Annotated in this window: 29 protein-coding genes; 17 read left to right on the top strand and 12 right to left on the bottom strand. The window is 70.9% G+C overall.

Annotation, left to right across the window (positions count from 1 at the left end; translation table 11 throughout):
* Positions 1-492 precede the first annotated feature (492 nt).
* The 11 genes from ACH4PU_RS35355 to ACH4PU_RS35305 all read left to right on the top strand — a co-directional run bounded on the left by ACH4PU_RS35355 (position 493) and on the right by ACH4PU_RS35305 (position 8,473).
* The gene (locus tag ACH4PU_RS35355; RefSeq protein ID WP_398281883.1) at positions 493-1,209 is read left to right on the top strand and encodes a hypothetical protein; all 717 of its coding nucleotides are present in this window, start codon (positions 493-495) and stop codon (positions 1,207-1,209) included.
* 184 nt (positions 1,210-1,393) lie between these two features.
* The gene (locus ACH4PU_RS35350; protein WP_398281880.1) at positions 1,394-1,735 is read left to right on the top strand and encodes an SH3 domain-containing protein; all 342 of its coding nucleotides are present in this window, start codon (positions 1,394-1,396) and stop codon (positions 1,733-1,735) included.
* 99 nt (positions 1,736-1,834) lie between these two features.
* Positions 1,835-2,281 carry a hypothetical protein gene (locus ACH4PU_RS35345; protein ID WP_398281877.1) on the top strand — a complete coding sequence of 149 codons (447 nt, stop codon included), beginning with the start codon at positions 1,835-1,837 and terminating at the stop codon, positions 2,279-2,281.
* Positions 2,278-2,724 (top strand): hypothetical protein, encoded by a 447-nt coding sequence (locus ACH4PU_RS35340; RefSeq protein ID WP_398281874.1) that lies wholly within the window; start codon positions 2,278-2,280, stop codon positions 2,722-2,724. Before ACH4PU_RS35345 ends, ACH4PU_RS35340 begins: the two co-directional genes overlap by 4 nt.
* 11 nt (positions 2,725-2,735) lie before the next feature.
* Positions 2,736-3,140, top strand: coding sequence for a hypothetical protein (locus ACH4PU_RS35335; protein ID WP_398281871.1), 405 nt, complete (start codon positions 2,736-2,738; stop codon positions 3,138-3,140).
* Positions 3,141-3,174: 34 nt separating this feature from the next.
* Positions 3,175-4,074 carry a winged helix-turn-helix transcriptional regulator gene (locus ACH4PU_RS35330; RefSeq protein WP_398281868.1) on the top strand — a complete coding sequence of 300 codons (900 nt, stop codon included), beginning with the start codon at positions 3,175-3,177 and terminating at the stop codon, positions 4,072-4,074.
* Complete coding sequence (locus ACH4PU_RS35325) at positions 4,071-4,646, top strand: regulator (protein ID WP_398281865.1); 576 nt, start codon at positions 4,071-4,073, stop codon at positions 4,644-4,646. Before ACH4PU_RS35330 ends, ACH4PU_RS35325 begins: the two co-directional genes overlap by 4 nt.
* Positions 4,643-5,911: an MFS transporter gene (locus ACH4PU_RS35320; RefSeq protein ID WP_398281862.1), complete on the top strand. Its 1,269-nt coding sequence runs from the start codon at positions 4,643-4,645 to the stop codon at positions 5,909-5,911. The genes ACH4PU_RS35325 and ACH4PU_RS35320 overlap by 4 nt, the downstream gene beginning before the upstream one ends.
* Positions 5,912-5,960: 49 nt before the next feature.
* The gene (locus tag ACH4PU_RS35315) at positions 5,961-6,827 is read left to right on the top strand and encodes a DUF317 domain-containing protein (RefSeq protein WP_398281859.1); all 867 of its coding nucleotides are present in this window, start codon (positions 5,961-5,963) and stop codon (positions 6,825-6,827) included.
* A gap of 35 nt (positions 6,828-6,862) precedes the next feature.
* Entirely contained in the window at positions 6,863-7,387 is a 525-nt protein-coding gene (locus ACH4PU_RS35310) for a hypothetical protein (protein WP_398281856.1), read from the top strand.
* Between the two features lie 48 nt (positions 7,388-7,435).
* Entirely contained in the window at positions 7,436-8,473 is a 1,038-nt protein-coding gene (locus ACH4PU_RS35305; RefSeq protein ID WP_398281853.1) for a SpaA isopeptide-forming pilin-related protein, read from the top strand.
* A 119-nt stretch (positions 8,474-8,592) separates the two neighbouring features.
* Here ACH4PU_RS35305 and ACH4PU_RS35300 read toward each other — a convergent pair whose 3' ends face one another.
* Both ACH4PU_RS35300 and ACH4PU_RS35295 read right to left on the bottom strand, forming a co-directional pair.
* Entirely contained in the window at positions 8,593-8,805 is a 213-nt protein-coding gene (locus ACH4PU_RS35300; protein ID WP_398281850.1) for a LexA family protein, read from the bottom strand.
* A gap of 297 nt (positions 8,806-9,102) precedes the next feature.
* Positions 9,103-9,936 (bottom strand): hypothetical protein, encoded by an 834-nt coding sequence (locus ACH4PU_RS35295; RefSeq protein ID WP_398281847.1) that lies wholly within the window; start codon positions 9,934-9,936, stop codon positions 9,103-9,105.
* A gap of 316 nt (positions 9,937-10,252) precedes the next feature.
* Between ACH4PU_RS35295 and ACH4PU_RS35290 the strand changes: the two genes are divergently transcribed.
* From ACH4PU_RS35290 to ACH4PU_RS35280, 3 genes are all read left to right on the top strand, one after another.
* Positions 10,253-10,606 (top strand): DUF317 domain-containing protein, encoded by a 354-nt coding sequence (locus ACH4PU_RS35290; protein WP_398281844.1) that lies wholly within the window; start codon positions 10,253-10,255, stop codon positions 10,604-10,606.
* Between the two features lie 72 nt (positions 10,607-10,678).
* Positions 10,679-10,984 (top strand): hypothetical protein, encoded by a 306-nt coding sequence (locus ACH4PU_RS35285; RefSeq protein WP_398281841.1) that lies wholly within the window; start codon positions 10,679-10,681, stop codon positions 10,982-10,984.
* A 25-nt stretch (positions 10,985-11,009) separates the two neighbouring features.
* Positions 11,010-11,747, top strand: coding sequence for a DUF317 domain-containing protein (locus ACH4PU_RS35280; protein ID WP_398281892.1), 738 nt, complete (start codon positions 11,010-11,012; stop codon positions 11,745-11,747).
* A 121-nt stretch (positions 11,748-11,868) separates the two neighbouring features.
* On the opposite strand, the gene ACH4PU_RS35275 is transcribed toward ACH4PU_RS35280, so the two are convergent.
* The 6 genes from ACH4PU_RS35275 to ACH4PU_RS35250 all read right to left on the bottom strand — a co-directional run bounded on the left by ACH4PU_RS35275 (position 11,869) and on the right by ACH4PU_RS35250 (position 17,340).
* Complete coding sequence (locus ACH4PU_RS35275; RefSeq protein ID WP_398281838.1) at positions 11,869-12,582, bottom strand: hypothetical protein; 714 nt, start codon at positions 12,580-12,582, stop codon at positions 11,869-11,871.
* An 80-nt stretch (positions 12,583-12,662) separates the two neighbouring features.
* A complete protein-coding gene (locus ACH4PU_RS35270; RefSeq protein WP_398281835.1) occupies positions 12,663-13,106 on the bottom strand; it encodes a hypothetical protein in 444 nt (147 codons plus the stop codon).
* A gap of 84 nt (positions 13,107-13,190) precedes the next feature.
* Positions 13,191-14,915 carry a relaxase/mobilization nuclease domain-containing protein gene (locus tag ACH4PU_RS35265; protein ID WP_398281832.1) on the bottom strand — a complete coding sequence of 575 codons (1,725 nt, stop codon included), beginning with the start codon at positions 14,913-14,915 and terminating at the stop codon, positions 13,191-13,193.
* On the bottom strand, positions 14,912-15,574 hold the full coding sequence (locus ACH4PU_RS35260; RefSeq protein WP_398281829.1) for a plasmid mobilization protein: 663 nt from the start codon (positions 15,572-15,574) through the stop codon (positions 14,912-14,914). The genes ACH4PU_RS35265 and ACH4PU_RS35260 overlap by 4 nt, the downstream gene beginning before the upstream one ends.
* Before the next feature lie 225 nt (positions 15,575-15,799).
* On the bottom strand, positions 15,800-15,991 hold the full coding sequence (locus tag ACH4PU_RS35255; protein WP_398281826.1) for a hypothetical protein: 192 nt from the start codon (positions 15,989-15,991) through the stop codon (positions 15,800-15,802).
* Positions 15,988-17,340, bottom strand: a complete 1,353-nt coding sequence (locus tag ACH4PU_RS35250) for a DUF2637 domain-containing protein (protein ID WP_398281823.1) — start codon at positions 17,338-17,340, stop codon at positions 15,988-15,990. The genes ACH4PU_RS35255 and ACH4PU_RS35250 overlap by 4 nt, the downstream gene beginning before the upstream one ends.
* Before the next feature lie 230 nt (positions 17,341-17,570).
* Between ACH4PU_RS35250 and ACH4PU_RS35245 the strand changes: the two genes are divergently transcribed.
* A complete protein-coding gene (locus tag ACH4PU_RS35245; RefSeq protein ID WP_398281820.1) occupies positions 17,571-18,767 on the top strand; it encodes an IS110 family transposase in 1,197 nt (398 codons plus the stop codon).
* Here ACH4PU_RS35245 and ACH4PU_RS35240 read toward each other — a convergent pair.
* The 3 genes from ACH4PU_RS35240 to ACH4PU_RS35230 form a co-directional block, all read right to left on the bottom strand.
* Positions 18,755-19,417: a WhiB family transcriptional regulator gene (locus ACH4PU_RS35240; protein ID WP_398281889.1), complete on the bottom strand. Its 663-nt coding sequence runs from the start codon at positions 19,415-19,417 to the stop codon at positions 18,755-18,757. The genes ACH4PU_RS35245 and ACH4PU_RS35240 overlap by 13 nt on opposite strands.
* Positions 19,418-19,544: 127 nt before the next feature.
* Positions 19,545-20,303 (bottom strand): ATP-binding protein, encoded by a 759-nt coding sequence (locus tag ACH4PU_RS35235; protein WP_398281817.1) that lies wholly within the window; start codon positions 20,301-20,303, stop codon positions 19,545-19,547.
* A complete protein-coding gene (locus tag ACH4PU_RS35230) occupies positions 20,300-21,367 on the bottom strand; it encodes a hypothetical protein (RefSeq protein WP_398281814.1) in 1,068 nt (355 codons plus the stop codon). The genes ACH4PU_RS35235 and ACH4PU_RS35230 overlap by 4 nt, the downstream gene beginning before the upstream one ends.
* A gap of 1,055 nt (positions 21,368-22,422) precedes the next feature.
* On the opposite strand from ACH4PU_RS35230, the gene ACH4PU_RS35225 reads away from it, so the two are divergent.
* Positions 22,423-23,793, top strand: a complete 1,371-nt coding sequence (locus ACH4PU_RS35225; RefSeq protein WP_398281812.1) for a helix-turn-helix transcriptional regulator — start codon at positions 22,423-22,425, stop codon at positions 23,791-23,793.
* A gap of 100 nt (positions 23,794-23,893) precedes the next feature.
* Positions 23,894-24,301 (top strand): acyl-CoA thioesterase, encoded by a 408-nt coding sequence (locus tag ACH4PU_RS35220; RefSeq protein ID WP_398281809.1) that lies wholly within the window; start codon positions 23,894-23,896, stop codon positions 24,299-24,301.
* Here ACH4PU_RS35220 and ACH4PU_RS35215 read toward each other — a convergent pair.
* Positions 24,298-25,038, bottom strand: coding sequence for a 3-deoxy-manno-octulosonate cytidylyltransferase (locus ACH4PU_RS35215; RefSeq protein ID WP_398281806.1), 741 nt, complete (start codon positions 25,036-25,038; stop codon positions 24,298-24,300). The genes ACH4PU_RS35220 and ACH4PU_RS35215 overlap by 4 nt on opposite strands.

Below are 25,038 nucleotides of genomic sequence, written 5' to 3'. Positions count from 1 at the left end.
CGTGCGGTGAAGACTCGACACCTCCACCACACCGGAGGTCTTCGTCGTAATCAAGACCCGCGAGTGTCAACAACGCTCGTGATCAATACACCTAGACCCTCGGAGACGGTGCTCGCGAGCACTGCTCCGCCGGCGACCCGAGACGAGGGCGCCGGATGCTGGCACGATCCTGGGAATCATTCAGGGCGCCAAGCTGTCCGAGTACCTGCTCACCCGGCGGCTGCCGCTCGGCACCGCCGCCGAAAACCGGCTCGCCTACAACCGACTCAAGCGCTGGGCGACGCCCGGCTCGTCCGGCGCGACACCTGCCACTCCGTCCCCGCCGGCCACACGTCACCCCCACCGACTTCGACCGCACGGCGCTGTCCGGCTGAGGCCGCACGACCTCGCCCGTCGCGCCCGGCAGGTGGCTCCGAACCTGGCCGGTGCCGCGGGAATCTGATGTCCCAGCACCTTGCCACCGGTCGCCACTCCTGACTTCCGAAGGCAATCATGCAGCGCCACGAACCCGACATTTTCCGCCTCGGCGGCTACACATCTGAAGGCCCCGACGTGGAGCAGCGCTGGGAGTACGTCGTCCTCGATGAGGACGAGTTCACGGTGCTGGCCGAACACCACACCGACAATGACGAGCAGAGCTTCTACGTTCTCCACAACGATGCCGTCATCCCGGGCGACCCGCAGATCGTCGCCCTGCACCTGCAACGCGACCCCGCCACCCGTACGTTTCGCTTCGAGGACAAGGACCTGCCGCTGCCGGCGATGGCCCAGTCCTGGCTGATCGCCCGCGGCTGCCCCAAGGAGGCGATCGACCTTCAGGACGGCACGGGCACGCGCCCCGCCGACGCGGCCACCCGCCTTCTGGAAGAGCGGTTGATGAGCGACGGCGACCACTTCGCCCTGCTGCACAGCTACACCGACGACACCGCGGACCGACCGGAGATCGTGGTCCTCCTGCGGGCCCTGGATGAACGGGAACCATGGCCCTTCCGGATCCTGCTCAGGGAAGCCGACCTCGACGCCGGCACGCACACCCTGCGCGAAGGAGGGTTTTCCACCTTCAAGGCCGCCACCGACTGGTTTCGGGGCCACTTCGCCGGCGTCGGCGCCCCTCTGCCGACCGCCCCGCCGCCCGCGCGCCACAACCCCGTGGCCGCGGCGCCCGCACGGCCTGCGCCGGCCGTACCGCCGCGTGGGCGCAGCCGTTGACGCTGGAGCCCCGCGTGGCGCCGTGACGCCGGAAAGCACCGGGCTTCGCGTGAGGGGGTGGAACATAGCAGCCCATCTCCGGTTAGCGAAACCGGGACTTCTCCAGACCCTTGTATCGGCCCCACCGGCATTCCGGCGGGTGCATCTCCCTATCTCCCTCTACCTTCCCAGGGGTTACTTCTCCGTGCGTTCTTCCAGATTCGCTGTCCGCGCCGCTGTCCTCGGGGCGCTGTCCCTGCCGTTCGCCTTCACCGCCCAGGCCCATGCAGCGCCCGCTGCCGCCCCGACCGTCGCGTCCGACTACTGCCACCGGACCGGCCCGTGGGTGATCGACGCGAGCGCGGTCACCATCCGCTCCAGGGCCACCAGCAACTCCACCGCCGTCGGCAGCCTGTACCGGGGCCACAAGTTCACCGTCCACAAGTCGAGCGGGGGCTGGCGCTACATCACCGACCGGACGACGGGCGTTACCGGCTGGGTCTCGGGCACTTACGTCTACAACGAGGTCTACGTCTGTCTGGACTAATTCCCCATCCCTAGCGGCCGGATCTGCCACTCAAAGCATTATCGAGGGGCAGGCCGGGCCCCTTTTCCTCGTCGGAATACTCACTGTGAGGAGCTGGCCGTGCCCGACGACGTCGACGATGTGATGGGCGTCATCGCCCAGCAGATCGAGACCCGATTCCACATGAGCCTGCCCGAGTTGCGCCGGGCCGCGACGGCTGCCCCGCACGCCAACCAGCAGGCGACCGAAGTCGTGCACTGGTTCGGTCTGCTGGCGGAGTCCCAGACGGCGCTGGAGCGAGCCGAGGACGACCTCGTCGCGGTCCTCATCCAGGATCCGGTACCGCTTGACGATCCGGCGATGGAATCTGCCCACCGGGTGAATGCGGCCGTCACGGTCCGGGACGGCCGCGCCCTGGTCGTGCGGCACCTCCCGGACTCCGCCGGGCACGGATCCGGCCTCCGGCGCAGCGCCGCCCTGGCCGCCGGCCGGGGGCCGGCGCTGCAGACCAGCCCGCCGACCCGTCCGTCGGCCCCGGCGGTCCCGGTCCGGGGAGGAAGGCGATGAGCGTGATCACCAAGCCCAGCAGCCAGGACCGCCGGCTGGAGGATGCCTTCGGTTCCGTCATCGGTGTGCTGTACGAAAGGGCGCTCACCGATGAGGCGCCGGCGGCGCTGCGGCGCGCCATGGAGCTGCGCAGCTTCCTCGCCCTTGCCGAGGAACAGGTCGCCCGGGTTCGCGACCGCGTCCACCAGGCCACCGGCCCCGACCGGGACATGGATGAGCTGTCGGCGGAGGAGTTGCGGATGGACGCTCAGTGGTTGGAGGCGGCGCTGGACGCCCGCGATGGCTACCGCGTCGCCCTGGACGAACTCCTGCGCACCATGCCCTCATCGCTCCCCGCCCGGCCGCGGCCCGTGCAGTTGGTCCAGCCGAAGGCCACCACCGCTCTTCCGCCGGCCGCCCCGGCACCTGGCCGTGCGGGGGCGGCGGCAACCCGGCGTCGGTGAAAGACAGCTGCTTGCCCCACATCACGTCCCAGGCCGTCGCCGACCGCATCGAAGCGCTCTACGGGCAGCCGCTGGCCGTCCTCGAAGCCCACGCCGCCGCCACGGCGCACGAGAGCATGCTGGCCGCCCTCCTCGGCAGCCATACCGACCTCGCCCTCGCTGAGCGGAACATCGCCTTCCAGCTCGAACGGCTACGACAACTCACCGAGGCGGACCGCGAGATCGGCCACTTCGACGCCGGCCACATCCTCGACTGCGCCCGCCGTATCACCGAATCCGTCGCCGTCCGCGACGCCCACTCCAAGAGCATCAACGCGGTCCTCGCGAGCCTGCGCCGCCTGCCTGCTGCGGACACCACGGTTCCGACGGCGGCCCCGCCGGCAGTACCGGCACCTGCCGCCGCCCGCGCCCGCTGACCGCCCCGCCCCCTTTCCTTCAGGAGTCCCTCCTTTGGCCACCACCGGTCTGCCTCCCACCACGCACACCGACCTCTCGCGCGTCACCGAGACGCTGGAGATGATCGCCCCGCGCTGGAGCGCCTGGGTGCTGATGACGCTCGCCGAACGGCCCCTGCGGTACGCGGAGATCAAGCCGAAGCTGCCGTGGCTCGCCGACGGCCAGCTCCACCCCCGCCTGCGCAAGCTCACCGAGGCCGGCCTGGTCGAGCGCACCGCATACGCCCCCCGGCACGTCACCTACGGCCTCACCCGCCGCGGTGCCGAGCTGATGCCCGTCCTGGCCGTGATCGCCACCTGGGGCAACACGCACCTGGAGAAGGACCTGGTGCCCAACGCCAAGACCGGCGAACTGGAACCGGAGCGCATCGCGGCGGCCGACACCGTCGAAGACTCTCTCGTCCTGATCACCCCTCGCCACGCCACCCCGCTGCTGTGGACGCTGAAGGCCCGCGGTTCCGCCAGCGCCAAGTCCCTGGCCGCCGACGCGATGCCGGGCTACAACCTGAGCACCGTCTACCCGCCGCTGCGCCAGCTCATCGACGACGGCCTCGTCGACGTCACCGACGCGTCGGTCTTCCGGCTCTCCGCCACCGGCCAGGCCCTGGCCCCGGTTTACAGCGCCTTGTCCGCGTGGGCAGCCGGACGCCAGGTGGCCACCGCCCCCGCCCACGTGCTGTGGGGGCCGGCGCTGTCCCCGTCCCAGGGGCGGACGGGAACGTGGGTCACCCACCACGAGCGCCAGCCGGCATCACGGGCGTCCGAGGTTGCCGCGGCGCCTGCGGTGTCGGCGGCCCAGCGGCCGGCGGCTCGGTGGCAGCCTGGCGACCTGTTTTCCCATCAGGTACCCGCGCGCCCGATCGCGGCCCCGCCGGCAGGAGGCCACCGCCGGTGACCACCCCCGTGCTCACGCTCCCGGCCGGTCAGGCGGCCCGTGCCCTCACTGTGCTCTCCCATCCGGGGCTGATCCGGCTGGTCACCGAGATCGACGACAACGGCCCCGTCCACCGCCGCCTGCTCGGACGGACCTTCTCCGACCTACCGCGCCACCAGGTCCGCTCCGCGCTGGAAATCGCACGCGCCCACCAGCTCTTGCGCACCGGCCACGGCAGCGAACCGTGTTACGCGCTCACCGCCCGTGGCTCCGACCTCGCCGACGTCTACGACACCCTCGCCCGCTGGGCCCGCGCCCAGCAGGCGCCCGCGCCGGCCAGCGACTTCCTCACCCGTGTCCAGCACACCCTCGCACTGCTCCGCCACGGCCTCCTCGTGAGCACCGCGATCGACAGCACCGCCGGTCCGCACCAGGCGCCGCACGCAGTTGAGAGCCCCCTGCTGCCCGACGAGGTGCCGAGCCTGCACCGGCCACGGGAGGTTGTCTCCGCCTGGCTGTCAGCAAACCCCTCCCTCCTCGTCGGCCTCACCCGCCGCTTCTCCGCAGGGGCTCAGGGGGAGAGCGTTCGTTGAGATCTGGCTCCGGGGCACGGCATGCCCGCCGTCCGGTCTCCCGCACCGTGCGCGCCATCTACCTGCCGCGCACCGCCGACGCCGGCGCCTTCGCGATGACCACGTACGGCATCCCGCTGCTCGTGCTGGCCACCACCGACTCCGCGAGCTTGACCGGGTTGGCGTTCGCGCTGGAGTGGATTCCCCGCCTCTCCGCCTTCGCCCTCGCCGGCGCCATGGTGGACCGGTACGGCACCACGCGCGTCCTGCGCTACGCCTCGGTGGCCCGGGCGTTGGTGGTTCTGGCCGCCGCCCTGGTGCTCCCGGCCTGTTCCACCGGGCTCGCGGCGACGGCCACCGTCATGCTGCTGGCCGCTGTGGCGGGTGTGCTTACCGAGTTCAGTTACATCGCGGCCGAGACCGCGGGCGCCGCGGCCAGCCGCGAGGCGGGCGAACGGGCCCACCGCATGCAGACGGTGCTCCTGGGCATCGAGCAGGTCGCCACCCTGGCCGGACCGGCCCTCGCCGGCCTGCTGCTGCAGCACACCGGCGTCGCTGGCATGCTGGTCACGCTCGCCTGCTTCTCCCTGGCCGCCGCCGCGCTCGCCCCTCGCCGACTCCGCCAGCCGGTGGCCGAACCGGCTCCGGTGATGACGGGGTTGCGGACCGGGTGGGAGACCTTGCGGTCGCTGCCGGCCCTGGCCTGGCTGGTGACGGGCATGACCCTGGCGAACCTCGGCGTCGGCCTCATGCAGGCCGCCGCCCCGGTCATCGTGGTCCAGCAGCTCGGCTGCTCCAGCGCCGACGTCGGTCTGATCTGGTCGGCCGCCGCCCTCACTTCCCTCCTCGCCATCGCCGTGTGCCGGACCGCGATCGAGCGGTACGGACTGTGGGCCGTGGGCGCCACCTCTGCCGCGGTGGTCAGCGGCGCCGGCCTGATGGTCGCCACCCTCGCGCACACCTACACCGCCTACTTGATCGTGATCGCCGTCCTCATGGCCGGCGAAGGCGGCATGTCCGTGGTCCTGCGCACTCTGCGCTCCCGCCTCATCCCGCCCGAGACCTTTGGCGCCACCCTCGGCCTGACCATCCTGATCTTCCTGCTGCCCTTCCCCCTCGCCGGCATCCTGGTCGCCCTCACCCCGGCCTCCGCGCTGGGCAGCGTCGTCACCGCCTGCGCCGTACTCCAGGCGCTCGGCCTCACCTTGACCTTTGCCCGGCTGCGCACCCTTCCCGGCCTGCACACCACGAAGGTCCGGCCAGGCGGTGCCCCGCTGTGCAACTGAGCGTGCGCTCCTCCCCGCCGGTCCACGGCCTGACCTCTCTTAGGTGCTTATGTCTGATGACCTCGAGATCGACGGGGACGTCTACGTCTCCCCGCGCTATCTCGCCGGCAGCACGTTCACCGGCGACCCGGCCCTGCGGCCCCTGCTCGCCCTGGGCTGGCGGATGCGGCACGACGAGGACGGCAACGTCTTCGTTGCTGCGCCCTACGGCAAGGTCCGCCTCGGCTACTTCCCCGACGGAGAGGACGACGGGCTGTGGCGGATCTCCGCCTACGACGACGTCTTCGCCCAGCCGCACTGGGGCGTGTGCTTCAACAACAACGTACCCACCGAGTTCGTCACCGCCTTCACTACCGCCCTCGCCCAGGCGTACACCGACGGGCCCGACGCCTACCTCACCAGCTCGGCGCCGCGCAGGACGTCGGCGTTCGACGCCGTGGCGCCCCTGATCACCCACGGCTGGGCACTGCAGCCACCACGCGAGGGCGTCATCAAAGTGAAAAGCGCCGACGGCATGGCCGGCCTGGAGTACGCCATCACCCGGGTCGACCCCGCCCGCGAGCTGACCACGCTCGAAGCCCGCTGGTACCTATGGGGCGGTCCGGGCGCGGCCGGCTGGTACGCCACCGCTTCCACCCATACCCCCGTCCCCCTGGTTACCGCGATCACTACGGCTGTCGGTGACCCGGCCCCGCTTCCGCGCTGGAAGGCCGCGATGCCCCGCGCCCTGCGCGAGGCCGCTCAGCTCACCCCCATCACGCCGCCGCCACCGCCAGCGCCCACTCCGCTCGACGTCCGCCGCACCGCTGCCCGCCGCCGCCCGTCGGCCCTCGGCACGGTCAGCGTCCCCCGCTGGAGCACCACCTCACGACCCGCCACCCCGCCCGCGAGCCACCCCGCCGGCCTCCGCCGCTGACCTCCTTCTTCCTGTCTGCCGGAAGGCTTCAGATCGTGTCCTTGCACGCACACCAGTTCTTCACCGAGCACCTCCAACTCCCCTTCGACGACCACACCGTCGTCGGCAACACCTACTACGCCACCCCCGTCCCCGGCTCCCCGCTGCGCCTGCGCATCGACTTCGCGCGCACCATCTTCGAGGGTCAGTACGACGGCCTGCACCTGCGAGTGATCCACCCCGAGCGGGGGGTGGTCGACACCGCGATCCTCACCTTCGCCGACCACGACACCTTCACCCGACGGGATGCCGCTCGACAGGTCCGCCCTGGCCAGGACGGATACGCACGCATCCGCGACTGGCAGCGCGACGGTGAGCCACCCTGGAAGGGAGCCGACGTCCGCGGATTGCGCCGCGCGCTCGAACAGTACGCACAGGTGTGGTTCCCCGGCGCCGCCACGGCCACCGCCCTGTCCCGCACCCCGCCTCCAGCGCCGGGGGCGTGCCGTGCCAAGCAGCCGGCCGCCCCCTCACCGGTCGCCACGCCACCCGCGCTCCCCGGGCCCAGCCGGGCCCGCTGACCACCCTCACCCTTCCCGGGCGCTCTGCCCCCTCCCTGGAGTTCCTCCGTGCGCACCCCTTCCGCCCGCTGTCTTCCTGCCGCCGTCCTCACTGTTGCCGCCGCTGTCACCGGCACCCTGGCCTGGGCCCCGACCGCCTCCGCCCACGCCACCGAACCCACCCCCACCGCGACGGCCCCCGCGCATACCGCGCCGGACACACCGACCGGAGGCGTCAAGATCACCAAAAAGGACCCGGGCGGAGCCGTCCTCGAAGGCGCGCAGTTCAGCCTCCTCGACACCGTCAACGGCACCAAGGCCCTCCAGGGCAAGACCAACGGCAACGGCGTCCTGCGCTTCGACAACATCGCCCCCGGCGTCTACCGCCTCAAGGAGACCTCCACCGGCAGCGCGCTCCACGAGCTCGTCCCGGACCAGGACGTCATCGTCACCGCCGGCCAGGACACCCCGTTGACGATCATCGACCCGTTCAAGCCCGCCGAGCTGACGGTCAAGAAGACCGACAAGACCACCGGCAAACCCCTGGCCGGCGCCGTCATCAACATCGCGCCCACCGACAAAGGCGACTCCATCACCCTGACCACCGGCAAGGACGGCACAGCCTCGGCCAAGCTCACCGTCACCTCCCGCACCGGCACCGGATACACGGCCACGGAGACCAAGGCCCCCGCCGGCTACCAGCTGGACGCCACACCGGCAAAGATCACCGCGAAGCCCGGCGCACCGGTCACCGTCACCCTCGCCGACTCTCCGAACACGCAGCCGACCAAGCCGCCCACCACCCCGCCGGCCTCACCGGACACCACCACCCCGGGCAAGCCCACACCTGATAAGACGTCGGACAAGCCGGCACCGCACAAGCCCACCACCACCGCCCCCTCCCCGTCCGCCACCGGCACCCCGGCCACCGACGAGACCGCCTCCAGCACCCCCACGGCCACCACGCCCGAAGGCTCCCTCGCCCACACCGGCGCCGACAGCACCCCCTGGCTGCTCGGCGGAGCCGGCCTCCTCATCGTCGCCGGCGCCGGCGCAATCTTCGCGCTGCGCCGACGCCGCACCGACGACCACCCTGCCGAAAGCTGACATCACCTGATCAACCGCTGACACAGCCCCCGGGATCTGCTCAGATCCCGGGGGCTGTCGCATGTCCTTTCTGCACTGCGGTCGGTGCCCCGGAAGACGGTCGGCTGGTGATCGCCGGATCAACCGTCGAGACGGATCGAGCGATGACGGGCTCGCCGCCGGCTGATCAACCCCATCTCCTCCAACCGCACCAGGTGATAGGCCACGGACGACGTACTCGACAGGCCCACCCGCCGACACAGCTCCCGGACCGTTGGTGCCTCACCCCGCTCGGCGATGTGCTCGCGCACGGCGCGCAGTACACGGGCCTGGGCCTGAGAGGCGTTCGTCACCGAGTATCCGGCAGGCCGGCGGCGCGCGTCCGGCGCCGCAGCTCAACCCGAGCCGGCGACGGCCGGTCGGCTTCCCAGAACGAGTGACCGGCCAGGCGGCAGGAAAGGGTTATCAGGCGCCGCCTCAACCGGGTGGTGCCGGCCGTGGCGGGTCTCAGGGAGAGGGCCTCGTAGGTGCGGACCCATTCGGCATCGAGTTGCACAAGATCATCGGGGAACAGCGTTCGTGGCACTCCAAAAGTAGACCATGTGTTCGATTTTCTCGGCGAACTGATCAATCCGATGTCCGCAGCGTCCTTAGGCCCCTGCCGTCGCCTCGCCGGTGCCGTCCAGAAAGGCGTGCACCGAGCTGACGAATGCGCTGCGGCCCTCGTCATAGCCGGTGCGGGGGCGAAACCAGTAGTCCTCGGCGGACAGGAGGCTCCACGACACGGGATTGCGGGTGACGGCCAGAAGTTGCTGCAGGTCCTCCTCGGTCAGCGTGCCGCTCTCCGCCGGCGCGCCGTCGTCCGCAAGGACGCCGCTCTCCCTGACTAGGTACTCCAGGTGGTCGAGGTCGTCGGGGCGGTCGTCCTCGTCCCGATCGCCCCAGACTTCGAGCATCTCGTGCGCCAACGAAGCGCAACCGTGCGCGTCGTTGCCCCCGCACCGTTCCTCACACCTCTCCGCGTTCCCCGGGCACCACCTTCGCTTCAGGGCGTCCAACGCGGATCGGACAACGGCACGCCTGACCGCGTACCGTTCCATGCGCCCGCACCGTCCCCGGAGTTCCTCCGCGTGCCGGACGACGGCGTCAGGGCCGAGTACCCGCAGTCCCGAACACGCCTGTGTGAGCTCCTGGCTCTTGGTGCGCAGTTCTTCCGCCCGGGAGCGCGGGTCGAACTCCTTCAGCCTCCATACCGTGTCGGCGAACGCGTCCGAAGCGCGTAGAAACGCCTTCCACGCCTCGCACCGTTCTGCATCCAATCGCTGCCGCCGCTCCACGGCGGCCTGCGCGCTCATCGACTCCAGGGCAAGGCGACGCCCGAAGGTGGTCTGCCATCGAGCCACCATGACCGCAGCGAGGGCCGCCACCCCTGAAAAGACCGCCCCCAGCGCCGTGACGGCGGTGTGCACATCCTGTACGTTCACCCGCCCACAGTGCCGTCCGGCGGGCGGATGAACGCGCCCACGACCGCAATGGCACACACCTTGTCGCGCGGCAGCAAGAAGCGTGTCGCTCCATGTTCAGAGCTGATCGCGTTATGGGCCGGGCCCGTCCAGCAAGGCTGATCAGCCTCCTTGTGGCCAGCCCCCGGAGGGAGGGGCAAGGCTGTCGGCCCGGCGCGGCCTAGCAGTTCGCCTCGGGCAGACAGGAAAGATCGCGGAACGTCTGGCCAAGGCTGGCGAGGCATGTCAACGTAGACGCCTTCGTGAAAAACCCGCAGGTCAGAGAGGTGATTGCGCCATGACCGTGGATGTATCCCGCCCCGGATTCTCGACGAGCATTGACGCGCTGCGACTGCGCCAGTGGCGGCTGGGTCCTGGGCGACCGGAACTCGTGACGGACCAATTCGGGTCGGAGGACTTCCACCTGGTCGTAGACGACCGCGCTGATGTTCACATCGGCAGCAAGGACGGCCGCTTCTATCTCGGCCTTTTCCCCGCTGGCCGGCCCGGCAGCGACGGTGAGGGCTGGCACCTTTCCGTCACCGGGACCGCCAAGGCACCCGGCTACCACGTCTCCTTCGACACCGAGACCCCCGCCGAAGTCGTCGCCGCCACCGTGGCCTGCGTCCTGGCCACGTCCCGCCCGCTGTGAAGCCATCGCGCCACCCGCTGGCGCTTCACTTCCCCGTCCGACCCAGAACCCTTCACCGCAGGGAGCATCGAGTTGAACCCGGACACCCCGCAGATGACGGTCGGCGAGCTGATCGACCGCCTGGCCGCGTGCGACCGCTCGGCGACGGTCCGCCTGGCCATCAACCCCTTCTTCCCCATGGCTCATCAGGTCGCCGACGTGATCCAAGCCCCGGATGAGAACGGGCAGCCAATGGTCTTCATCACCGAGGGCGCAGAGGCTGAGCAGCTCGGACACCTCCCGCCCGACGTCGCTGTACGGCTTACCTGGCAGGAACCCGTCGACGCACCGCCGCGAAGGCGGCGCGGCACGATCCGCCCCGTCGACAACGGCCAGTGACCATCCCGACGCTCCGGAGGCGCCCCTGAACCCGCACCCTTCCTTCGACTCCTCCACCCCCGGTTCCGCAGAGCCGGCTTACTGGGTCAGCCCCCGCCACCTCGCGGGAGACGACGGCCACTTGGCCGAGCAGATCGGCAACCACCTCACCAGCGCCGGCTGGAGAAACTGGCCCACCGCCCGCGACACCCTGCTCTACGTCAGCCCGGACGGACTCCGCGGCGCCGAGTGGATCCTGGCCAGTTACCCCTTCGAGCTGGGCGGGTTGCCCGTGGCCTGGCAGATCTCCGCCCGCGCCCACCCCGCCAGCGCCATGACCGTGTGGAACGCCTACTTCACCATCGGCACCCCGCACGAGGCGATAGCGGACTTCCTCCTCGCCCTCGACGCCCGCGCCGAACCCGATGCCGGCTTCGACGAGCCCGGGACGGTCCTGGCCGCGCTGACCACCCAGGGGTGGATCCGCGACGTCGACCGGCCCACCACCACCGCCACGGATCCGGCCTTCACCGCCAGCGTCTCCCTTGAGCCGCTGCCCGACCTCGTCCAGGATGCCGACCCCCGCCCCGACCTGGCCGGCTGGCAGGCATGGGCAGAACCCGTGCTCGGGGAGAGCTACTTGTGGTGCGCCACCTTCACCACCAGCATCCCGCACGACCTGGTCGCCGCCTTCGCCTCCTCCCTCGCCTCACCGGTGCCCGTGGTACGCCGCTCGCTGCCCGAGAACACGGGGGGCCGGCTCATTGTCCTCCCGGCCGGCTGATGCCGATGATCACGGTGCTCAAGCCGCCGTTGCTTCCGCGACGGCGGCTCTCCGCTGCAGTGCCCGTGTAGAAATGACGCCCCTGCCCGCTATCGGGCAGGGGCGTCTGCGTGGGCGGACGTCAGTGACCGGTCTGGGCCTTCTTGAGTGCCTTGTCTAGGTGGGTGTCGACCAGGCCGGGGGAGCCGGAGATGACCACGACGGTGGTGCCGGTGCGGATGGCCGTCTGCTTCACCATGGTGGCGCGGCCGTCGACGGTGAAGGTGAAAATCTGGCTCCACTGCTCGTCGCCCACCTTCGGGGCGGGCGCCTTCTGCGTGGTCATGGCGATCGGGGCGTTGCCCACCACGACCTGGTAGGTGGGGCAGGAGGTCATGGCGTCGAAGATCTGCCGCGTCCGGTGCGACGCTTTGGCCTCGGTGTCGCTGTAGAGCTCCTCGGAGAGTTCCGAGTCGCTGCTGCCGTTGTAGGTGAAGGACGCCTTCGCCTTGTTGGGGAAGTTCATGGAGCCGCCGGCCGCCGCGTCGCCGCCCAGCTTTTCCAGGGCCGGGCAGCCGGTGACGGTGACGTCGTCGTGGTCGGAGGTGTCCTCCGGCTTACGGGTGTAGCCGGGGCCCAGGTCGCTCTCGTCCAGCAGACGCTCGCGCAGGGCGGCGGAAGCCAGCGGCGGGGCCGCGGCCGGCCTGGCGTTCGCACCGTCGTGCGCTCGGGCGGCGGACGAGGATGACGACGCCGCGGGGGCGGCGGGTGAGGGGTGGCTGCTGGAGCAGCCCGGCAGCGTCAGAAGGGTGAGGCCGGTCAGGCCGAGGACGGTGGCGGCGTGGCGAAGGCGCATGTGAGGACCCCCGAGGGTGGTGCGGAAGGGCTGGCTGCGGGCCGGACCGCAGTAGGGCCGGCGAACGGACGAGGTGGGGGTCAGTGGCCGAGATGCTTGAGGCCGTCTTCGAGGGTGGGGTGCCACCGGTCCATCGGGCCGGAATGGCGGTTGTACCAGGCGGCGTCGAGCCGGGGCTCGAACGTTTCGTGGCCGGCGCGGCAGCGCAGCCACACCTCGTCGCGGACGCTCAGCAGCACCCAGTCCCGGTAGGCGCCGCACTGCGGGCAGGAGCGGACCTCGCCGTCGATGACGAGCGGCTTGTCGAAGGGCATCATCATCCCGGCGATCTCCTCCCGGGACGGCATACGCAGGTCCGGCGGCAGGAAGTCGTCGACCTCCACGGCCGGAGCGCCGGCCGGGCCGGACGCCGCTGCCGGCGCGGGGGCCTCGGAGAAAGGCGACCCCGGGCGCGCCTGGAGCCACTGCGCCGTCTCCTGCTGGATATCCCGCAGTTCCTGTATGGCGCGCTTGCGACCGAACATCTCTATCTCCCTCACGTCGTCCTCGTGGGCCGCACAGAGCGTGCCTCACCCCTTTGACCTGCTGCAACTCACGAATGCCATAACTCACCTGCGCCCGCGGCGCCGGTCGGTACGAGCTCCGGCGGGGCGAGCGGCGTGGGATGCCGGCTGCTTCGGGGTGTTCTGGCCGACCGAGGGTGTCGCGGAGGGGTCGGCGGGCAGGTCGGCCATGCGGCGCAGCCGCCACACCAGCACGTCGCTGATGGATTCGGCGGTGGTCAGCTCCCGGCGGGCGGCGGCTTCGGTGAGCAGGGTGGCGGGGTCGTGGCCGGCGGCTTCGGCGTCGGCCAGTGTGGCGGCCAGGGCGTACCAGCCGGTCTCGGCGAGGACCTGCTCGGCGAGGTGGGGCAGGGCCGTTCGGAGCGTGGCCGCGTGCCGCCGCTGAAGGGGCTGGGAGAGGTGGCGGCCCCGCTGGTGGAGGGCTGCCATGGGGGGCCCGGCGGCTGCTCGGTAGGCGGCGCGCAGGTGCTCGGCGGCCTGGCGGGCAGCGGCGGCCTGCTGGGTGTGCTGCTTCTTGCCGTGCCAGTGTGCGGCGGCTGCGACGAGGAAGAAGGCCATGTCGATCAGCATCGCGGTGGTGGCCCCGTCTTCCCCGCGGCCGAGCGCCGGCCGGCTGTAGACCAGGTCGCGGGCTGCCTGCCGCAGGGCACGGTCGTGGCCGCGCTCGGCCCGGACGTGCGAGCGGGAGGCGCGTTCGAAGGCGAAGGCGGCCTCGCGCAGTTGGACGCGGGTGTGGGCGGCGGAGGTCTTGGCGAGCGCGTCCAGGACCTCGCCGGCCGCCGCGATCTGAGCGGCGACCGAGGCGTCGTCACCGCGGTCGATGATCAGCATGGCCCGCCAGGCGGCGGTGGTGGCACGGCGGCGCGCGTCGGCGGGGCCGGCCGCGCCCGTACGAGGTTCCCGGCCCGGCGCGGCACCGGTGGCCTGGTCGGGGTCGGCGGACCAGCGTTCGCGGATGCGGGGGAGCGAGAGGTCCGGGGCGAGCTTGGTCCCCGAGTAGAAGACGGGTTCGCCGTCCTTGTTGCGGTCATCCGGCAGCGCGACGGTGTAGCCGAGCACGTCGCCGGAGGGCGCGATGCGGCGCCGGACGAGCACGCCGGCGGCGCCCAGCCGGTCGAAGAACTCCCTCTCGCCCCTGGCGCCGGCAACGGCGCGGCGGACCGCCTCCCGCAGCTCCTCGCGCGCGGTGCGCTCGCGCTGCTGCCGTTCGGCCTTGTGGCGTTCGGCGCTGGTGGGCCGTTGGGCGGCGGTCCCGTCCCCGGTGTTGAGGCGCTTGAGCCCGTAGTCGGCCTCGACCAGGCGGGCTTCGGCCTGGGCGCGGCCCGCATCGTTCTGGAGGCGGGGCCGGCGGCCGTCCTCGCGGACGAGGGTGGCGATGATGTGGATGTGATCGTCGGCGTGGCGGACCGCCGCCCACCGGCATCCGGCGTCGTCGCCGTCGGGGGCGATGCCGGTGGCGGCGACCATGCGCCGGGCGATCTCGCCCCACTGCTCGTCGGAGAGGACCGGGTCCTCCGGGGCGGCGCGCACGGACAGGTGCCACACGTGCTTGGCCGGCCGCCGGCTCCTGGTCAGGGCATCGACCGGCTGGTCGAGGAGCCGTTGGAGGTCCGCATACGTGGCCTGGGGGTCGCGGCCGGGGTCCGGGGCGAGGCTGTCCCAGGCCGCCACGAGGTGCGGGTCGATGTGTTCCTCGTGGCTGCCAGGCCCGTAGAGGTAGTAGAGCAGGCCGAGGGTGCGGGTGCCGCGCTTGTGGATTCGGGGGATCATGCGGCGTGGCTCTGGTCGTCCACGACGTGCTGGGTGAAGGTCTCCACGCGCTTGGCGGCGCGGTGGACGGCGTCGAGGACCGTGCGGGTGTGCGGGACGTCGGCTCCGGAGTTGGTGGCCTTGGCGACCTGGTTGAGGTTGTTGCCGATCTGGCCGAGGTGCCGGCGCAGGGCGAACAGCTCGCCGACCACTTCGCGTTCGGTGGCGATCTCGGCGGCGGTGCGGTCGAGGTCGCGGGCGGCTTTGAGCGCGGCGTGGGCGAGGAAGCTCGCCACGCTCATGCGGCAGGCGGACGCGGCGCGCAGCAGGAGTTGGTACTCGTCGTCGTTCATACGGCAACTGGGCTGGCGCATGCGCTTGTTCTCGTCACGCAGGCGCTCACGCTGGCGCACGGGCGGCTGCTGGGGCGCGGCGTGCGCGCAGCGCGCGGTGTGACAGGAGTGCTGCTGTTCCCCTTCCGGATGCGGTTCGCCCTCGGCCGCATCCCGGTGGACCGGCGCCCCCCGGTGCCGGTCCACCCCCTCCGCTCCGGGGTCGGGGGACGCAAGAGCATTGCTCCCGCCGGGAGCAATGCTCTTGCGATAACTTGCTCGCATCCAGGTCGAGTTGGACTTCGACTCACCCGGTGCGGGGGTGGCGGGCGTCTTCGGGATCGTCATCGGATACGGGTCCTGGTCGTGCGGATACGGTGCTGGATGCCGACGCTGAGGGCGACCACCGAGGCCGGCCCGCCCGCGCTGGCCTCGGCGTTGCCCACCTCGGTCGTGCGCGGGTATCGAGAGTGGATGCGAGCGGTCCTTTCGTCACGGGCAGGGGCCCGGCCATGTGCCGGGCCCGGGACCAAGCAGGTCACGAGTAGACGGTTGACCTGCGTCTTTGCAGGCTCAGCCGCATTGCAGACAGCGGTCGACATGTCGGCTGAGGGCCCGGGCCATGCTCCGCTTGACCGTGAACGCGTTTTTCGCGCTCGTCTTCGCCGGCGCGGTCCCCGGGTTCCGCTCGGCGTAACTGCACAGGAACAGGATGTCCTGCTCGTAACCGGCCTTGATCCGGGCGAAACGCTCACAGGTCTTCATCGGGCACTGCTCCTCGTCGTCGTGGTGGTGCCGGCCGCCTCGTTGCGCAGGCGCTGCAGGACGGGCGTGAGCCGGTCGTTGCGGATGGCGATGTTCTGGGCGCGCATGATCTGCCGCAGCTGGACGCGGGTGACCTCGCTGTTGCCGTCCCGCTTCAGGGCGGCGGGGATGTGGGGGCGCAGGCGCTGGACGATCTCGTCCTCCGTCAGCTGCGGCGACCGCTTGCCCGCGCTGCTGCGGGACCGGTCCCCGGTCCCCGTCGCCGAGGTGTCACCGGTGGCCTGCGTCCCCGATGCCTTGTCGGGGACCGAGTCGATCTGGTCCCCGCCCTGGCTCGCGGGGACCGGTCGGGGACGGTCCCCGGTGCGCTCGGTCCCGGAGGAAAGGGTCTGCCCGGTGCCGGGGACCGCGCCGCCCGGGTCCCCCAGGGGTTCGTGGGGACCGCTGGACTTGGTCCCCGGTTTCCCGGCGGACTCACCACCGCAGGCGGGACCCGTTGCGGTCCGGTCCCCGACGGCGGCGACCGATACGCCGTGGCTCCCGTCCCCCGCGGAGACCGCAGTTCCGTCCCCGACCGCGTCCGGGACGGCGTCGCTCCTCGGTCCCCGGTCGCTGGGGGCCGGATGCTGACGTGGCGTTGTCCGGTCCCCGTCAGCAGGGTGCGTCGCGGGGACGGCGGGACGGTCCCGGTCCTCGGCCGCGCTCGGGACGGCGCTGTCGGAACGCGGTCCCGCTGGCATTCCGGCGGGACCGTCCCCCAGCGCGCCCCGGTCGGTGCGGGGACCGCCGGCAGAGTCGGGGACCAGGTGGAGGCGGTGGGGACGGTGGTCCCCGTCGGCGGCCTGCTCGGGGACGAGGGCTGGCCGTTCTTCGTCCCTGTCCGTTGCCGCGTTCCCGGCCGGGGTGGGCTGGGGGTGGTGGCGGGTGATGAGGATGTACAGGTGGACCGCGCCGGCCAGGGCGAGCGGGGCGAGCGTCGAGAGGATGGCCACCACGGTGTCGCCCAGGCGCAGACCGCCGTGCTCGGTCTGCTGGTTGAGGCGGACGGCGTGCAGGGCGTTGGCCCAGATGCTCGCCGCGGTGGCGGTGCCGAAGAGTGTCCACACGTAGGCGCGGGCGTGCCAGGGCGCGGTGCGGGTGAGGATCAGGGCGCGGACGCCGTAGGCGATGAAGCCGTCGATCACGAGCGGGAAGAGGTATGTCAAGAATCCGCGGACGTGGATGGCGACGGCCATCTGCTGCAGGGCGTCGTAGCTCAGGGCGCAGCCGGCCGAGCCGAGGGCGACGATGGCCAGGCGGTCCCAGGCGCCGACGGGCGCGACCGGCGGGGGAGTGCTGGGGTGGGTCATGCGGCTCTACCTTCTTCCTGGGTCTGCCCCAGCCATTCGTAGGGTTGTGGCACCCAGGGGAGCGGGGTGTGGCTTTCATGCGGCTGCCGTTCGTGGCTTGACAGGCTTGGCCGCCCCGCTCCCCACGACGACTCGGCCGCCGATTGGGAAATGCGAATCTGTCGCTGTGTAGAGCAATGCCGGCGAGGTCGTCCGTGGTACGCACTGCAAGCACGACCCGATGGAGCACAATGAGCCGGATATGGGTGGGGACCGACTGCGGCAAGACCCACCACCACACACTGGTCCTGGACTCCGAGGGCAACACCCTGTTGTCGCGACGGGTGGCCAACGACGAGCCGGAACTCCTTCAGTTGCTCGGGGACGCCCTGGACCTCGCCGACGGTGCTCCGGTGACGTGGGCCCTGGACATGGCCGGAGGTGAACCTGGCCTGCTGATCGCCCTTCTGGTCAACCACGGCCAGGAGCTCGTCTACATCCCCGGCCTTGCGGTCAACCGGGCGACCGACAGCTACCGCGGCCAGGGCAAGACCGACGCCCGCGACGCCAGAGTGATCGCCGATCAGGCCCGGATGCGACGAGATTTGCAACCGATCAAGCCTGGTGACGAGGAGACCGTCGAACTGCGGCTGCTGACCGAGCGCCGCGTCGACCTGGTCACCGACCGCACGCGGACGACCAACCGGCTCAAGGCCCTGCTGACCAGCATGTTCCCCGCCCTCGAACGCGCTCTCAGCATCGACAACACCGGACCGCTGATCCTGCTGACCGGCTACCAGACACCGGCCGCCATCCGCCGCGCGGGCACCAGCCGGCTGACCACCTGGCTGCGTAACCGCAAGGTCCGAGGCGCCCAAGCCCTCGCCGCCGCAGCGGTCGAAGCCGCCGAACGCCAGCACACCGCGGTCACGGGCGAGAAGGCCATCGCGAAGATGGTTCACACCCTGGCGAAGGAGGTGATGGCCCTCAACGAGAAGATCGCCGAGACCGACAAGCTCATCGAGGGCCGGTTTCGCGAACACAAACTCGCCGAAGTGATCGAATCCGTGCCCGGCATCGGCACCGTCCTCGGTGCCGAGTTCCTCGCCGCGGTCGGCAGCAGTCTTGACGCCTTCCCGACCCCAGACCGGCTCGCGGCGTTCGCCGGCCTCGCCCCCGCCCCACGGGACTCCGGCAAGGTCAGCGGCAACCTGCACCGCCCTCAGCGCTACCACCGGCGCCTTCAACGGGTCTTCTACACCTCCGCGCTCATCAGCATCCAGCGCGACCCGAACTCCCGCACGTTCTACGACCGCAAACGCGCCGAGGGGAAACGGCACGTTCAGGCCGTCCTCGCCCTCGCACGCCGACGCGTCAACGTCATTTGGGCCCTTATCCGTGACCGACGGTGCTACCACGTCACACCTCCCGTCACTCATGCCGCTTGACTTCCGGATTGGGAAGCCTTTCCGAGCGCGGCGATCAGGGCATGGGTGTGCACCTGGCGGGTGACGGGTGAGGAGGCGGGCTCGTCCTCGTCCTCGTCGTCGCGGCTCTGGTCGGGGGCGGTGGTCGGTTCGTCCTGGCTGTCGTAGAGGTCCCAGTAGCGGTCGCGGTCGGCGACGGCGTGGGCGGCTTCGCGCATCAGGTCGCGGGCGTAGTCGAGGTCGAGCTGGAGGGTGTGGGCCAGGCGTTCGGGCGTCCAGCCGCGGACGTAGGCGTGGCGGGTGACGGCGGCGCGTTCGGCGTCGCTGAGGTGGACGTCGCGGCCGGCGAAGGCGGCGCGAACCCGGGCGTAGTCCAGCCGCGCGTTGACCTTCGCGTGCCAGGGCCGGCGCTCGGCCTCGGTCAGGCCGCCCCAGATCCCGTCCTTGATCGCGTTGTCCAGGGCGTGGGTGAAGCACTCGCGCTTGACCGGGCACCGGCCGCAGAGGGACTTGGCCTCGGCGATGGCCTGGTGATCCCGCGGCTTGGGGAAGAAGATCTCGTCCGCGTCCTCGGGCGTCATGCCGTGGCACAGGCCGCGCACGTGCCAGCTGTGGTCGGCGATGCCGCGCAGCGGCGTGGGCGGGGCGTCGTCGGTGGTGATGTAGCGCAAGGTGGTCTCCGGGGTACGCCTCACGGCCGGCGGGCGGGTGGTGATCGCGCGCGACCGGGCGGGTGAGGCGGGGCAGGGGGCCGGGCGGGAGGGCGGTGCCGTCCGCGCCGGGAGGGGGCAGGCGGGGTCAGGTGGGCTGGAAGCGGCGGTCCGGGCCGGTGAACTCGATCGGCACGCACATGCCGGACAGGCGGCTCAGGACGCGGTCGCCGACCTTGTCGCGCAGCACCGGCTGGCGCGGGTCCATCGCCTGGAGGCGGACCGGGGGCAGGTTGCTGGTGATGATCGTCGGCAGGTGGTTCTGCGCCCGCCAGTTCAGCAGCCGGAAGTTGATTTCCTCGGTCCACTCCGAGCCCTTGGCGGCTCCGAGGTCGTCCAGGAGCAGCAGCGGCACGCGGACGATCCGGCGCAGCAGGTACTCGGGGTCCACCCCGGCGCGGGGCCGCATCTCGGCATACAGGTCGGCGGCCGTGGTCGCGTGCCACCGCACGCCGCACCCCGCGGCGGTCAGGGCCCGGATCGCACCGAACCCCTCGTGGGTCTTGCCCACGCCGGTGGTGCCCCACAGCAGCAGCGACCGGCCGTGGGCGACCTGCCGGCGGCCCGTGCTGCCGAAGTGCGGGTGCAGGTCGCCGGCGTGCGGGGCGACGGCGCTCTCGGCGATGGCACGCACCCACCGGATCACCTCCGGGTGGGTGGGCATCGCCTCCCGGTAGGCGAGGGGGATGCGGGCCTGCGCCGCCTCCAGGGCGGGGATCGGCTCGGGGGAGTCCGGCACCGGACCAGCGGCGGGTTCGATGCCGCGCTCGGCGAGCGTCGCCTCCAGCCGGGCACGCAGGCGGTCGAAGACGGCGAGCTGCGGGTCGGCGAGTCGGGCGCGCGTCACAGGCGGCCTCCGAACGTGGTCGGCTCGGGCTGGGTCGGGTTGAGGTAGGGGGTGTAGGCCGAGCGGTTGCTGGCCCACGGCCCCGCGCCGGAGGCGGACGACGGCGGAGAGCCGGCGTCCGGCGCGGCGTTCACGACCTCGTTCACCAGGCTCGGCAGGAGGCTGGCGTGCAGGCCCTTGGCCCGCAGGCGGTCCATGGCCACACGGATGTCCTCCGGCGCGAACCGCTCGTCCAGCAAGACGTTGATCTTGCGGCCCAGCAAGCCCAGGAAGTCCTCCGGCGGTCGTCGGCTGCAGCCCCGGACGTACTCGGCCACCAGGTCCTTGGCGGAGACCGATGCGGGGGAGGCGGCGGGCGCGGGCGCCTCGCGCCCCGTAAGGAAAGATCCAGGATCCATGATCCTAGATCCAGACCCGGAGCCCTCCGGGAAGTCTCCGGGAGTGTTCCGGGAGTCCTCCTGGAATGCCGTTTGACCTGCGGTTTCCTTCGCGCCGTCGACTACGGCGTCGGCGTGCCCCGTTTCCGGGGCGGGAACCTCGCGGGGCGCCTCCTCCGAGGGCGCGCCCGGCGTCGATGCCGGCCGGAGCGGCTGGTGGAGGTCTCCCGGAGCGGTTCGGGAGGACTCCCGGAGGTCTCCCGGAACGGTCGCGGGTGCGGCGGTGGGCTTGCTGGAACTGCGGCAGTCCGCCGTCTGGCACCGGCCGCACCGGTGGCTGCTCTGGTGACGGGGGCAGCCCGGCACCCGGGAGGCGGTGGACTTGCTGATCTTCTGGTGCTGATCCCAGGTCACGATGTGCAGCCAGGCCCGCCCGTCACAGCCGGTGTATCGGCAGATCAGGCCGGCGGCGGCCAGCTCTTCCAGATCCCGGGCGACATGCGTGGCCGTGTGCTCCGGGCGCAGCGCCCAGAGCCGGCCGGCGATGACCGCCGCGTTGTCCCGGAACCGTCCCGCATCGTCCGCCTGCGTCAGCAGACCGAAGAAGGTCCGCTCCGCGGTGACACTGACCGAGGCCAGGTCCTCGGACTCGAAAGCCTCCGGCTTGATCGTACGAATCCGGGGCATCAGACGACACCCCCGCCAGGCCGTCCGGGGAGCCGGCGAGATGCCAGCCCCCGCTCGACGCAGGGGGAAGGGAAGCAGGCTGCCGCGCGGGCCGTGTTCTCCGGCCTTTTGCGCAGAGCAGTCGGCATGCGACACTCTCCATCGAAGTGAGCCGCTCCGGTACGCCCCGTGGAAAGGGCCGGTGCGGTGAAGGTGGGTAATTCTCCGACCCTTTGCAGGGGCAGGAGTGCCATAGCGTTCGGCGTCCGGAGTTGCAGCTCTCGGACGCCGTCGCTGTTTTCGGGGGCTATCCCGTCCGGCTGGACCGCGTGCCCCGCATATCGCTCCAATCGTCCTTGTCACCGGGCGAGGAGCCCGGCGGGCGGACGACGAACATATGCGGGGGCCGCCTCAAGATCCAGACTTAGCTAAGAGATCCTCCACAACTCGGCCTGCGGGGGCGGCGCCCTGCCCGTCCGGGGAGAGGGGCGGGAGGTCCGAGCACGGGCATCGGTGAGCCCTTCCCAAGCACCTCGGAGATGATCTTCACCCGTGGACCCCTGTCTGGTGTTGCAACGTCACGCCGAACCGGCTGGTCAGAAGGATTTAAGCCAAGCGCTTCAAGGCCGTCAATCGCATCTGTTTAACCCTTTTGTCCGCACGGGGCGGCCGTGCAGTATCGACTTGTCGACCTGCTGCTGGTGCCCAAGTGGCCTGTACGGCAAGGGGAATGGAGTGTTCCGCATGCCTGTGAGGGGATTCTTGGTGTGTGGTCTAGTCCGGTCGTGGGGGCCTGGGCGAAAAGCGGCAAGGATTTGCCGATTTCTAGCCCGGGCTCGCCTGGGAGGGGGGAGATGTCCGTTTCCGGGCGATCGGCGCCAGTGGATTGTTCAATCCCGAACCGCGCCTTTCCTGACGGCTGCGTGGCGCGTGGTGCCGGTGGCCAAGATCATTTGAATATTGCGTATTGTCTAGGCAGACACGACAGGGCGGGGGCCGGCGATTATGCTGCCCCTTTTTTTCATGCCCGAAATCGGGTCTGCCTCACCACGGCGGCAATACGAGAGCGAGGGCTGATGGTCGCGCAGATGCGATCCGACAGAAGTGACGACGCTGTGGGGAGGGAGGTCCTTGCGGTACGTCCCGACGGAGTCGCCGGTCAGTACATGGGCTTCGGCGCCATGCTGAAACGCTGGCGCAAGGCCGCCGGCATCATCCAGCCGACCGCCGCGCGCGCCCTGGGCATCGGCGTCAGGACCTACCGCAACATCGAGCGGGGCGCCACACCGCGCTTCACCCAGGCCCAGTGCGACTCCCTAGCCGAGGCGTTGGGGCTCGACCGAGAAGAGCGCCACGCCCTGCTCCTTCACAACGTCGGAACGTATCTTCGGGCGCCGGCGGAAGGTCGCCAGGAGGTGCCGTCCGCGCTGAGACTGCTGATGGACGGTCAGATGCCCAGCCCCACCTACCTGTCGGACCGCAACTGGAACATCCTCGCGTACAACCAGGCCATGGCCGAGCTGTGGCCGTGGGTGATGGAGCCGCGGGCCAACCTGATCCGCTGGGCTCTCACGACCGCCGAGGGACGCGCCACCTATCACGACTGGCACAAGCACGCCACGGTCTTCGTGCGGATGCTCCGGTTCGCGCTCTCTACGCACGGCGATGACGCGGATCTCCGGGAACTGATCGAGGACGTCAGAAAGAACCCCGAGGTCGAGCGGATCTGGGAGTCGGACGACGACCTGGTCGAGCACCGTGACGGGCATGTCTTCCTGGCCACCGTGCCCACGCTGGGCTGGAGGACGATCGAGATCGTCAGCCACGTGGCCTATCCCGCGGTCATGCCTGACTGCAAATTCGTCGTCATGACCTGGGTCGAAGCGAAGGCCGAATCGGACAGCAAGCGTGATGCGCTGGGCGGAGTGCGCAACGCCTGGGTCCACGAGACCCACAACACCCCGCGCGAGCGGGACCGGGCCCAGGAGCGGATCGCCGAGGCCGAACGCCGCCGCGCCGCCGACGTCCACACCGCCCGCCTCGTGGTGGACAGCGCGGAGGAGGCCGCGGAGCAAGCCGGCCGCGGAGGCATTCCGCTGCCCGCCCTCAGTCGTCTCGTCGCGGCCGACTGTCGGCTGACCCTCTCGCCGTCCCGCCGCAACGTGGTGTGGGCCGTCGAGGAAGCGCCCGGAGAATGGGGCGTCACGCAGGTCTCTCCCGCCACGGTGATCGCCCGGGTACCGCGGATGATGTCGGCCGAGGCCCGAGCCGAGATGAAGATGCTGACCCGGATCGCCCTGCCGGCTCCCCGCGAAGCCGCCGCGTCCCGAGTCGAGCAGCTCCTCGGCGAACTCGACGAAGAACAGCGCCTCCTCCTCGAAATACAACAGGAGCTGGCTCACCAGGACGCCCTGCCTGGCTGCCAAAGCGCGGGCGCGCAGGTCTGAACCGGGGGGTGGCCTGCTGCCGTCCGGCGTCAGGCCACCCACGAAGTCGGCGTGACCGACCTCCCGCCGCTGTCTGATCTCCTTGCGGAAACGAACCCCCATGAACAGGTACACCTACGCCTGCCCGCTGAGATGGGCTGACGCCGACGCCAACGGACACATCAACAACGCCGTCTTCCTCCGGTACCTGGAGGAAGCCCGCACGAGGATGTTCCGACAAGTGCTGGCCACCGATGAGGACGGCCGCCGCCGGAACGCGTTCGTCGTAGCCCGCTCGGTAGTGGACTACCGAGCCCCCCTGAACTACCGGGACGAGCCCGTCGACGTGCACGTCTGGGTCACCAAGGGCGCAGCGGCAACATTCGAACTAGCCTACGAAATCCGAGACGACGATCGCCTGTACGTCGAGGCGACAACCGCGATCGTCGCTTACGACCTCAACACCGGCCGACCCCGCCGCCTCTCCGAGGACGAACGCGCCTTCCTGACGCGATACAGCACGTCCTAGCGCAGCAGTGTCCTGGCCCTCGCGAGGTCCTCGGGGGTGTCGACCGCTATCCCCTCATCCGCGACACCGAGCATGCGAACAGCGTGACCGTGTTCGACGAGCCGGAGCATCTCCACGCCTTCGGCTCGCTCCAGCGGCCCCTGGGGGAGTCGCCGGAACAGGCCGAGGGCTGCTCGGGTGAAGCCATAGAGCCCGAGCTGCCGCAGGTACTTCGGCCGGTCCCCGCGCGGGTAGGGGATCGGCTGCCGGGAGAACATCAGGGCACGGTGCTCCGTGTCGACGACGACCTTGACGACGTTGTGGTCCAGGACGGTGCCCACGTCGTGCAGCTCGGTGTACGCGTTCACCGCCGACGTTCCGGGAGCCAGGTGCTCCATGGCTTCGGACACGGCGTCGATCGCGGCGGGGGAGACGAAAGGCTCGTCCCCCTGGACGTTGATATACGCGTCCGCGGGCAGGTGTTCCGCGCACTCCGCGACGCGGTCCGTGCCGGTGCGGTGTTCCCCGGTGAGTACGCACTCGACGCGCAGCTCGCGGCACGCCTTCTCGATGCGTGCGTCGTCGGTGGCGACCACCACACGGTCGAGGCGCCGGGCCTCCAGGCAGCGCCGGTGGACGTGCCACAGCAGCGGCTTGTCCCCGAGTCGCGCCAAGGGCTTACCCGGGAACCGGGAGGATCCCCAGCGGCAGGGAATGACGGCGATGTGGCGACGGGGCGCGGTGGTACTCGGCGGCAT

The organism is Streptomyces sp. NPDC021100 (assembly GCF_044333095.1).
In the GTDB taxonomy this organism is placed as follows: Bacteria; Actinomycetota; Actinomycetes; order Streptomycetales; family Streptomycetaceae; genus Streptomyces.
The sequence above is the reverse complement of the archived record's forward strand: the minus strand, read 5'-3'. Positions and strand labels throughout refer to the sequence as shown.